10 protein-coding genes are annotated in these 11793 nt (G+C 30.4%); all 10 read left to right on the forward strand.

From position 1 onward, the window contains the following. Positions 1-218: 218 nt before the first annotated feature. Positions 219-2555 carry a lipopolysaccharide biosynthesis protein gene (locus I2I04_RS22670; protein WP_195655911.1) on the forward strand — a complete coding sequence of 779 codons (2337 nt, stop codon included), beginning with the start codon at positions 219-221 and terminating at the stop codon, positions 2553-2555. Positions 2556-2561: 6 nt separating this feature from the next. Then, positions 2562-3677, forward strand: coding sequence for a radical SAM protein (locus I2I04_RS22675; RefSeq protein WP_195655912.1), 1116 nt, complete (start codon positions 2562-2564; stop codon positions 3675-3677). Continuing rightward, positions 3667-4629, forward strand: coding sequence for a polysaccharide pyruvyl transferase family protein (locus I2I04_RS22680; protein ID WP_195655913.1), 963 nt, complete (start codon positions 3667-3669; stop codon positions 4627-4629). Before I2I04_RS22675 ends, I2I04_RS22680 begins: the two co-directional genes overlap by 11 nt. Beyond that, positions 4614-5591 (forward strand): glycosyltransferase, encoded by a 978-nt coding sequence (locus tag I2I04_RS22685; protein WP_195655914.1) that lies wholly within the window; start codon positions 4614-4616, stop codon positions 5589-5591. The genes I2I04_RS22680 and I2I04_RS22685 overlap by 16 nt, the downstream gene beginning before the upstream one ends. Positions 5592-5688: 97 nt before the next feature. Beyond that, the gene (locus I2I04_RS22690; protein ID WP_229127036.1) at positions 5689-6462 is read left to right on the forward strand and encodes a glycosyltransferase family 32 protein; all 774 of its coding nucleotides are present in this window, start codon (positions 5689-5691) and stop codon (positions 6460-6462) included. A gap of 7 nt (positions 6463-6469) precedes the next feature. After that, on the forward strand, positions 6470-7735 hold the full coding sequence (locus I2I04_RS22695) for an O-antigen ligase family protein (protein WP_195655915.1): 1266 nt from the start codon (positions 6470-6472) through the stop codon (positions 7733-7735). Then, the gene (locus I2I04_RS22700; protein ID WP_195655916.1) at positions 7722-8495 is read left to right on the forward strand and encodes a glycosyltransferase family 2 protein; all 774 of its coding nucleotides are present in this window, start codon (positions 7722-7724) and stop codon (positions 8493-8495) included. The genes I2I04_RS22695 and I2I04_RS22700 overlap by 14 nt, the downstream gene beginning before the upstream one ends. A 27-nt stretch (positions 8496-8522) precedes the next feature. Then, positions 8523-9620, forward strand: coding sequence for a glycosyltransferase (locus tag I2I04_RS22705; protein WP_195655917.1), 1098 nt, complete (start codon positions 8523-8525; stop codon positions 9618-9620). Positions 9621-9777: 157 nt separating this feature from the next. Further along, a complete protein-coding gene (locus tag I2I04_RS22710) occupies positions 9778-10905 on the forward strand; it encodes a DUF1972 domain-containing protein (protein WP_195655918.1) in 1128 nt (375 codons plus the stop codon). 409 nt (positions 10906-11314) lie between these two features. Next, entirely contained in the window at positions 11315-11548 is a 234-nt protein-coding gene (locus I2I04_RS22715; protein ID WP_008025410.1) for a DUF4248 domain-containing protein, read from the forward strand. Positions 11549-11793 lie beyond the last annotated feature (245 nt).

Consider the following 11793-nt stretch of genomic DNA (forward strand, 5'->3'; position numbering starts at 1 on the left):
TGGACAATGTTGCTTGACATATATATCATTTATAAGACTGTGGCGAATGTGATTGTGGGGGAGAAGAATGCGTATTAGAGTGGATTGTACTGATTTAGTATATATAGAACTTGTGTAAGATCTGAAAAATATATATCTAAGTATTGAGTAACGAAAGGCTAATCGAAATAGAATATATACTAGAGGGATAGTAATTTGTTAGTTATATAAAGGTTATTGTGGCACAAAATCAAAATAAGGTTATAGCTAAAAATACAGTTTTTTTATATATACGTATGATGTTAACAATGTTAGTGACATTATTTACATCACGTATAATATTAAATGCATTAGGCGCGGTAGATTATGGCTTGAATAATATAATCTCAGGTACTATTGTTTTATTTAGTTTTATTAATGGTTCTTTAGCTGTATCAACATCGAGATTTCTCACTTTTGAATTGGGAAATTCGAATATTAAGAAGTTGCAGGCTATCTTTTCAACAGCTTTGTTTATTCATAGTGCTTTTGCTATGATTGTTGTGCTTTTAGGAGAAAGTATTGGTTTGTACTTGATAAATTATAAACTTGTTATTCCATCTAATAGAATATTGGCCTGTAATATAATTTTTCAATGTGCCATTTTTTCTTCTTTTTTGACTATTATTCAAGTTCCTTTCAATTCATTGATAATTGCACATGAGCGGATGAAGATTTATGCGTACTTAGGTCTTTCTGATGCTGTATTAAAATTAGCTATTGCTTATGTCATATTGAGAGCGCCATTTGATAAGTTAATAACATTAGGTATTTGTAATTGGATAATTACATTTCTAATGTTTATGTTCTATTTTTTTTATTGTAAGAAGTTATTTAAGGAATGTGTTGTTTACTTACATCCTGATAGACCTGCGTTAAGACAAATGCTTGGTTTTTCTTTTTGGAGTATATTTGGTTCTTTTGCTTCTTTGTTAAAAGATCAAGGGCTAAATATACTGATGAACATTTTCTTTGGACCTACAGTAAATGCAGCTAATGCAATTGCACAACAAGTAAATAGGTGTGTGATGAATTTTACGAATAATTTTACAATAGCTTTGAATCCACAAATAATAAAATCGTATTCAAATGGAGATAATGTTAGGGTAAAATTTTTGTTGTTTGTAGGCGGGAAGGTGTCTTTTTTCTTACTTATGCTTATATCAATACCAATATTAATATATTGTCACGAAATATTGTTGTTATGGCTTAAACAGATACCAGAGTATTCAGTCTATTTAACTCAATTAGTCATTGCTGTATCTTTAGTTGAGTGTTTTGTATATACAATGGGAGCCGCAATTCAAGCTACTGGTAGGATTCGAAATTATCAAATTATAATAAGTCTTATACAAATAATTTCTTTTCCCATTTCATATGCTCTATATGCTTTGGGATATTCACCGGGAGCAGCTTTTATAGCTATTATAGTTTTGAGTTTAATAGCTATGTTTTGTCGTTTATATTTTCTTTATATTTATATTGGCATAACTGCTTTGGAATATAGTAAAAATGTAATTCTAAGGTGTTTCATTACATTTGGAATCAGTTTGATTATTCCATTATATTTGAGAACAATATTCCCTCCTACAATATTATGTCTACTTTGTATTTGTTTAGTTTCTATTATTATATCTCTTACGGTTGTTTATCTTGTAGGACTTTCTAATGAGGAAAAGGTAGCTATTATTGAAAATACTCGTAGGTTCAAATTTAGTGTTATAATCAAATTTTTGAAAATATTATCTCTTTTGTTTTTTGCGTATTTCTGTATAAGTTTAATGTTACACGATAATGGAAAGCAAGCTTTAAATGTGAAGAATGTAAATATTCATTTTTCGTATGATGATGTGTGGCAATGCCTTGATGATATAACTGTGCATGAGAATGAATACAATAGTTTGTTTGAAAATTCATTCTTTGCATATTTGAGAGAAAAACATAAAAAATATGGAAGTAAGTTTACACTCTATGTTTATGAGAAAAATGACAAATTTAGAATAGATTATGTTACTGATAAATTTAAGAAAGAATTTCAGGAAAATAGTGACTGGTTAAAATTTGCCTTTCATGCTAGTACTGCATCTATGAATATGCAATCTTTGGAAGAGTTTGAGAAATCTTACAATAACGTGTGTACTAGCATAACGAAATTTGCAGGTCATAAAAGTGTTGCTCGTATAGTTCGATTACATGGTTTTCAAGGTGATATGCAGCTTTTGAACTTGTTAAAACCAAGTACTAAGGTTTTGTTGACAGCAGATGATTCTCGGTTAAGTTATGATTGTACTTCTTTTGAAGTTGATAGACTAAATTCAGATACAATCCATAAAAATGGCTTGGTTTATTGCAAAACAGATTTGAGATTTGAGAAAATATCAGACTACGCATTCTTGAATCTTGAATGGATGAATGATTTAGTACAGAAAGATACTATTGTTGTGTTTACTCATGAATGGTTATTTAATGATTTGTTGAATAATTATAAAATAGATAAGTTTTTAGAGCTAACGAATGGAGCTATTTATATAAACTAAATATTTATGGAAAGGATTAAGCGTTTCATTGATGGATATGTTCCTGTAACGAGTTGTACGTTAAGATGTCATTATTGTTATATTACCCACCAACGTCTTTTTGATACAAAATTACCCAAATTCAGATATGATGCAGCATTTATTCGTAAAGCATTATCAAAAGACAGATTAGGAGGTACATGCTTGATTAATTTATGTGGAGGAGGTGAGACTTTATTACCTGCTGAGGTGGTTGGGTATACAAAAGCATTATTAGAAGAAGGTCATTATGTAATGATTGTGACTAATGCAACGTGTTCAAAACGTTTTGATGAGATCGCTCAATTTCCAAAAGAGTTAAGAGAACGTTTGTTTTTCAAATTTTCGTATCATTATTTGGAATTAAAAAAAAGGAATCTATTACATATCTTTTTTGGGAATGTTTGTAAAATGCGTGATGTAGGGTGTTCATTTACACTTGAGGCGACACCATCTGATGAATTAGTTCCTTATATAAATGAAATGAAAGAGGAAGCATTGAAGTATTTGGGTGCGCTAAATCATGTTACTGTTGCTCGTGATGAACGCTGTAAAATAGAAAAATTACCAATTCTAACAAAAATGTCTCGTAATGAATATCAGAAAACTTGGGGAGTGTTCAATTCCGAGTTTTTTGATTATAAGATGTCAATTTTTGGAGTGAAAAGAAAAGAATTTTGTTATGCTGGTGATTGGTCTTTAAGTGTGAATATAGGAACAGGAGAAGCTTCTCAATGTTATTGTTCTTATTTTAAACAAAATATATATAAGGATATAACTAAGCCAATAAAATTCATTCCTGTTGGAAATAATTGTAACCAGTATCATTGTTATAACGGACATGCTTTTTTAGCTCTTGGTGACATTCCAGAATTGAGGGCTCCTACGTATGGTGAATTGAGAAATCGTATAACGATTTATGGAACTGAATGGTTACAGCCTAAAATGAAGGCTTTTATGAATACAAAATTATACGAATCAAATAAGGAATATACTGAAGTGGAAAAAATGAAGGTCAATAGATTGATTCGTATTTTAAGAATAAAGTCTGATGCTAAAAACTTTGTTAAACGAATTCTATTTAAGGTAAAGCATGGATTTTAATGAAAAGATAAATAAGCTAAGAACAGAAATTGCAAAGGCATTAATTCCTGTTATTGATAATGACTATGTTTTATTGGGACTTCCATATTATGATAATGTTGGAGATGTTTTAATATGGGAAGGGACGGAAAATTTTTTAAGAACTCTTTCTCATAAATGTTTGAAGAGGGCTTCAATAGACACTTTTGATTTTGGGATATTAGATTCTAATGTTATTATTCTTTTACAAGGAGGAGGGAATTTTGGTGATATATGGATAGAACATCAAGCTTTTCGTTTGAAAATAATAGAAAAATATCCTCAAAATAAAATTGTAATTCTTCCACAAACAGTATTTTATACAGATGATTTCATTTTAAAAAAAGAATGTGCTCTTTTATCAGAGCATAGTAGGTTAATAATATGTGTGAGAGATAAACGTAGCTATGATTTGTTGAAAATGAGTACTTCTAATCAGATACTACTAATTCCAGATATGGCTTTTTATATTAATTTGAAGTATATTCATCGCTTTATAGGTAAGGTACGTGATAAAGCTTTGTTATTAAAGCGGAAAGACAAGGAAATAGTAGATTGGGATTTTAATGAATATATTAAGAGAGAAAGGTTGGTTGAGGTAAGGGATTGGCCTTCTATGGAAAAGAAATCATTGCTTTTACGGCTTTTATATAAATTGGTGAGTATTCAAATAAAAACAAATTTTCCAATAGGAGATATATTTGCTTTTTATTATTATAGAAATAGAGTTATTGCTCAGGGAGTAAACTTTGTTTCTCAATATAAAAATATATATACAACAAGATTGCATGTTGCAATTTTGTCAATTCTGCTAAATAAACCTTTTTTCTTCTTTGATAATTCTTATGGAAAGAATAGTTCATTTTTTGATACATGGCTCTTTGATTTAGATAATGTGGAATTTATAGCAAGAAAAATATGTCCAAGGGAGTAAGTGTAATTGTTTGTTGTTATAATAGTGCTTGGATTATAGAGCGTTGTTTGAATGCATTACTAAAGCAAAAGCTAAATAATTCCATTGCTTGGGAAATTATAGTAGTAAATAATGCTTCGACAGATGGCACAGATGTAATTGCAAATAGATTGCTAAATAATGCATCTATACCACATAAAGTTATTAATGAACCCAAACAAGGATTAGTTCATGCCCGAAAAAGGGGAGTGGAAGAGGCTCAATATTCGTATATTCAATTTTGTGATGATGATAATTTATTATGTGATACATATATAGGGCAAATGTTTGAAATGATGGAGTCTAATCCACTATTAGGTGCTTGTGGTGGGGTGGGAGTTGCAGAATTTCAAGGGATACCACATCATTTTGTAAAAAAGCATTTGTCAATATATGCTATAGGACCACAAAAGGAGGAGACCTATTTATATGGTGCTGGATTGTGTGTCAGGACTTCATTATTGAAAGAAATATATGACTCACATTATGTGTTATTATTAACTGGTCGATGTGGGAATCGTTTACTTGCAGGTGATGATAGTGAAATAACAAAGTTAATATTGCTTAGACATTATGTGCTTGCAGCAACGGAGAAAGTAACATTTGTTCATGTTCTCTCAGAAAAAAGATTGAGTTATAAGTATTTAGTATCTATGTCTAAAGGGTTTGGATTATCCGTACCTGTTCTTATGGCATATGATTTTGCTATAAATGAAAAAAAATCTATTATCTATCACTATATATCTTATATTAAAATACTTATAAAGCTTTGTTTAAATGTATGTTTGATGCTTTTTCAAAATGAACGTATAGTGACTGTTTATTATTTTATAAGTGCTATTAAAGGATATCATTTTTGGACAATAAGACGACTTCATTCTGTTGTTGTGAGTTCTTTGAACTTAAAGTCTGCATCAAAAAAAAGTCTTTCTTCACAAAAATAACTGTGTTTATGGAAATGTGTGGTAAACATTTGTAATATGGAGTATTTTATATATTGTGATTTGGTTAGTCTATATGTGACGATAATAAAAAGTAAGTATGAAGATGGAAAATGAAAGTAACATACCAAAGAAAATACATTATGTTTGGTTAGGGAATGCTTCTAAGCCTCGTTCTGTGATAGATTGCATTAATTCTTGGAAGGAGAAAATGCCTGATTATGAAATTAAATGTTGGGATGAGAATGTATTTGATGTAAATTCAGTTCCTTGGGTTAAGGAAGCTATTAATAAAGGGAAGTGGTCATTAGCGTCAGATTATATTAGGCATTATGCTATATATACTGAGGGAGGAATATATTTAGATACTGATGTGAAAGTATTTCGTCCTTTTGATGAGTTTTTAAATTGGGATTTTTTTACCTCTGTAGAATATCATCCTCAGATTTATATTTCGTCAGGCAGAAATTGTGTTGATGTAGATGGTCACGCTTTGAAAAAAAGTGATGTAGTAGAAGGGTGCGGATTGCTGGCTGCATGTTTTGCTGCAAAAAAAGGGAATGTATTTGTAAAGGAATGTTTGGAATACTTTGGAAGTAGACATTTTGTCAAAGAAGATGGTAGCCTTTTTATAGATGTCATTAATCCTGGGATAATGGCAACAATAGCTACAGCATATGGATTTGTTTATAAAGACGAGGATCAATTATTGGAAAATAATATGATGATTTTTAATTCCTCAGTTTTTGCAGGTAATCCTGCGACAAGAACCAAACAATCTTATTGTATGCATTTTTGTGATGGAAGTTGGAGGGATAAAAGTTTTTTTGAACGATTAAAATGGGAAGTTAAGAAATTTCTAAAGCATCGATAGTTGCTATATGTATACTTTGTACTTTTTACTAATTTACTTTATCTTTTGCTGGAGAGCTCGTGCATACTTAGTGCTTTCTTCATTATTGATTTTATTTCCTATTCATATCACATTAAAGCATTGTTTTGCAATTCTAGGTGGGGATGTTTATTTCCCTTTTTGGTATGATATTGCAATATTCTTTCTTCTACAAAAGGTGTTTAGAGTTAAAATGCAGGTTTATTACTATTGGATTGTCTTTTTATTTTTTATATTATATCTTTTTGCTTTTTATTTTTTGCTGCCTAATGATAAAGATGCAATCTCGACATTGAGAATTTATCTTCATTGCTTTGGTTTATTTTTTAGTTTGTCAACTTTAAAATTTACTTCATTACAAATAAAAAAACTTTTTATTGTACAACTTTGGGTAACATATATTCTTTGTATATCAGGAATTGTCATTTATTTTTTCTTTCAATCAGATTGGCATCTTTTTTTGAATCATTATATAATTGATAAGAATGGAGCCTTGAGTTATGTAACTCCATCTTTTACGATAATGGGAATTGAGAGGATGAATGGACTTATTGGAGCTCCAAATCAGTTTGGTGTCTATATGGCATATGTTTGGCTATGGATATATTCGGCATGTATTTCTAAATCTATAAATAAATTTTCTTCTTGGTTATGCCTTGTCTTGGTTTCTGGATGCTTGTTTATGTCTTTTTCTAGAGCTGGTTGGGCGCTTGTTCTTATAACACTCTTTTTATTTAATTTTTATAAAGGGAAAGCCGTTGTTGTAATCAAATTTATGTTTGCTATGTTATTTGCTTTGGTATTAATAATGGCTATTATTTTTATTTTAGAACCAATATTTTTCAATATTGTAGTAGCTTCTTTAACAGGTGAAGAAAGTAGTGCTTCAACAAGAGGAGATATGGTTCACGATTTTTATTTGCAGTTATTGTCAACGCCATGGGGAAATGGTCTAGGAACAGGGACTATAGATGATGATGGGGGGAATATTGCAGAATCTTCTATTTTATTACAAGCTTATGAAATAGGGATACAAGGATGTGCCTTTTATTTGTTTTTATGGTTTGTGCTTTTTAAAAAAATGAAGCAATATAAAACGGATATTTATTTGATAATGTCATCGTTGATGATTGCTACCTTAATGGTTTCTGTTGTTTCTGTAAATATATTTCAGTATCCTTATGTTTATTATATATGGGGAGGGATGGGATTTGTTTTAAATAGATCAGTAAAATCAGTTTATGAGAATAGATAATCCTTTAATTACTGTTATAACAGTGTCTTATAATTCAGTATCTGTTATTGAGGATACGATAGAAAGTGTACTAAAACAAACATATCCTTGGATCGAATATATAATTATTGATGGTGGAAGTCGGGATGGTACGGTTGATATAATAAGGCGATATGAAAAATCTATTTCCTTTTGGATTTCTGAAAAAGATAGTGGTGTATATCATGCAATGAATAAGGGTATTGATAGAGCGACAGGGGAATGGTTGATTTTTATGAATAGTGGTGATCGATTTTATTCTGAGACGATTTTATCACAAGTGTTTAAGCATGAATATAAATCAGATATTATTTATGGTGCTGTAGAATTAGATTATGGTTTCACTAAAATTATAAAGAGACCATACCCTTTAGAATGTCTTCCATTGCATATGTGTTTTTCACATCAATCTTGTTTTGTTCGGACTGATTTAATGAAAAAGACTAAATTTGATACAAACTTTTCTATTGTTGCCGATTATGCATTTTTTCTGGAACAATATAAAAAAGGAAATCTCTTTCATCAATTACCGTTTACAATATCTACTTATGATAATGTAAATGGAATTTCATCTGCTCCTAATATTAAAGTTTTAGTAAGACACTTAAATGAATTGCAAAGAATAGGGGTATTTCATGGTTCTATATATTTTGAAATATTAAAGTTTTTAGTAAAGAGAATGATTAGATGTATATGTCCGAATTTTATTCTGAAAAAATACTACAAAAAGGTGAATGATTAATTAAGAATGTAGATACTGACATAATAAATGAAAACAATATACATAGTTGACTTGATTGGATCTTACTGTGGCATGCATTATTATGATGAAGCATTTGCTGATATTTTACGAAAGAAGGGATCTCAAGTAAAAATACTTTCTACTTTTAACGAACAAGGAGAGAAACCTTTTTTCTCTCTTATATTTGGTAGGAATAAACTGATATCAGTGTTGTTGCTTTTGAAAAATTACCTACGGTTATTGAAACATATGATTACTCACAAGAGAGGAGTATATATTTATATGTGTTATGGTGAACTTTATGATCTATTTATGATGTCACCTAGTATGGTTAGTAGGCGATTATGGTGTGATATGCATGAAGCACATGCTTTAAAATATATAGATACTTCGCGTGTCTTATGTTTCTTTGATTGGTATTATACTAAATATGTACGTTGCTTTATTTATCATTCTGAGCGTACAAAAAATATATTGAATGCTATAGGGGTAAAAGTTCCAATGTTATATGTACCTCATTTAAAATATTCTTTTAAGAAAAAATATGAGGAAAAGTCACTATCTAAAGATGTTGCTAATGCATTTGTGAGTATTGGTAAAATTAAATTTCTTTTTTTTGGAAACTTAAGTCATGCAAAAGGTATTGATATCATTGTAGATGTATTTGCGAGATTACCACATGATGTAAGGGAAAAAGTCGAACTTGTAATTGCTGGTAAAAATGTTGAAAATATAGATCTTAGTTTATTGCATAGAATATCAACAGATTACAGGGTGCTTGATCGTCATATTAATGATGATGAATTGGTCTATTTATATAGTCATACAGATGTGGTTTTACTGCCTTATCGTAAATCTTCGCAAAGCGGTATTTTTGCTATGGCATGTTATTTTAAGAAAGTTATGTTGTTAACGGATATTCCATATTTTCGTAAAATGATAGACGAGTTTCCTAGTTTTGGCCGACTTACATCAATCAATAAGTATCGGCAATCAGTAGAGGATATAGTAAAAAAACCAGTGTTAGATAATTATTATACAACTTCAGATTGTGAACGTTATGAACAGAAGAAAGAAATAAACGATTTTGTAACTATGGTTGATGCTGAAATAAATAGAGCTTGAAAAAATGATTATGATATTTTATAAATTTATTTCTGCTTTTATTTAAGAAAAAGTAAAACTCTCATATTGGACTCGCTACACGAAACCTTGTTCCGAGAAAAAGAGATTGTTTTGTATATTAGAGTTATCAATTTACCTTCATATATTAAAATTTCTGATGAAAATAGCTTTTATTGGCACTCGTGGTATTCCAAATAACTATGGGGGCTTTGAGCAGTTTGCTGAATACATTTCTGTAGGTTTGGCAAAAAGAGGTCACGAAGTGACTGTCTATTCTCCTCATTTTCACCCTTATAAAAAAGATTTTTATAAAGGAGTACGTATCAAACATATTTATAGTCCTGAAACATGGATGGGGAATTCTGTTGGGAGTTTCTTTTATGATTATTTTTCGTTAAAAGATGCACTGAAACGGGAAAAGTTCGATATTATTTATGAAGCAGGGTATACTAGTATTGTACCAGCTTATATTTGGTTTAATGTGAAGAATATTAAGTGTCCAATATTTATAACGAATATGGATGGATTGGAATATAAGCGTACAAAGTTTAATAAATGGATACGGAAATTTGTCTTTTGGGAAGAAAGACAGGCAGTGAAACACAGCCATTATCTAATTGCTGATAATATGGGTATTCATGATTATTATAAGGCGAAATATAGTAAAACTTGTCGTTTTATTGCTTATGGAGCAGATATACATGATGATTACAATCAGGAAGTATTGAAAGAATTTAAGTTAGAATTGAATGGTTATTATTTGCTTGTAGCGAGGTTAGAACCTGAGAATAATGTTGCAATGGCTATAGAAGGGTATTTGGCTTCTAAAGAAAATGGGCGTAAACCATTGATAATTGTAGGTAAAACTAATACCCCTCATGGTAAAAAACTTGTGGCTCAATATGCTAAAGAGAGTTATGTGCGTTTTATTGGCGGTGTTTATGATTTTGATAAACTGAATTCAATACGTAAGTTTTCTTTTGCATATTTTCACGGTCATTCAGTAGGAGGAACAAATCCATCACTTTTAGAAGCTATGGCTTCAGGTTGTTTTATTTTAGCTAATGATAATATATTTAATCGATCAGTGCTGAAAGAAAATGCCAAATATTATCATACGGCAATAGAGGTGAGCAAGTTATTAAATGATATGGATATTATTGTTGCACGAGATAAAGAGAAATTTATATCTGCAAATTTGGAAGAGATAAAAACAGAATATTCTTGGGAGCATTTAGTAGATGAACATGAAAAATATTTTATGGAATTATTTGTTGAGAGATGATGATAAAGCAAACTGCGTAGTAATTGAAGGGCAATTATGAGATTCTAATAAATGTATGGTGAATTAACAAAAAAATATGGTATAAAATAAATGTTGAAAATGTTGAGATGTAATAAACACGTGAGTGTTTCGTATGTGAGATGAAAAAAATGTAGGTCCCTAGCTTCATGCTGTTTACAGCATGATTCTCCTACATTGTGGATTAGAAATAGCGCGACGGCGCATTTCTAATCTACGCCCTGACATCGGAGGTTAAAGCCGATGTGAATTTCCCACTATATCAACTGTCTGTGAAGATCGTTGATATTTCTTTTTATTCCCATTATACCGGATAATAGCCTCTTCTTTCTTTGTTTATATGTTCTAATTTTTGTAACTTTATAGCATATAAAACAGTAATAAAGAAACGATGGAACATTCAGAATTTGTAGTGAAATGTTATAATAAACAAGAGTTGGCGCAGATGTATTTTCCTGATTTGACGATTCGTGCTTCGGTCAATAAACTCCGAAGGTGGATGAGGAGATGCAAGCCATTGATGAATGAGATACTATCTACTGACTTTCATCCGAAGACAAAGGCATTTTCTGTGAGAGAGGTACGGCTTATTACCTATTATTTAGGAAAGCCGGGAGAACTATAAATGCTGTAATAATTGAATCTCTAAATGATATAAACATAAAAAGAACTACGGGAGACTGCACTTTCGCCAGCTCCCGTAGTTCTTTTTATATATTCATATACTCCTTGCGACTGTCAAAAGTAAGCATCCGATAAAGTACACTATAAAAAATGGCTATATCTCCTTTCCAGGTAAGCAGCCATCTATAGTTGTATCTCCATCATTCTTTATTCTTTTCCTTCCATTTGTGTGGCAACATTTGTAGC

Origin of the sequence: Bacteroides sp. 1001136B_160425_E2, from assembly GCF_015559655.1 — a bacterium.
GTDB lineage: Bacteria > Bacteroidota > Bacteroidia > Bacteroidales > Bacteroidaceae > Bacteroides > Bacteroides luhongzhouii.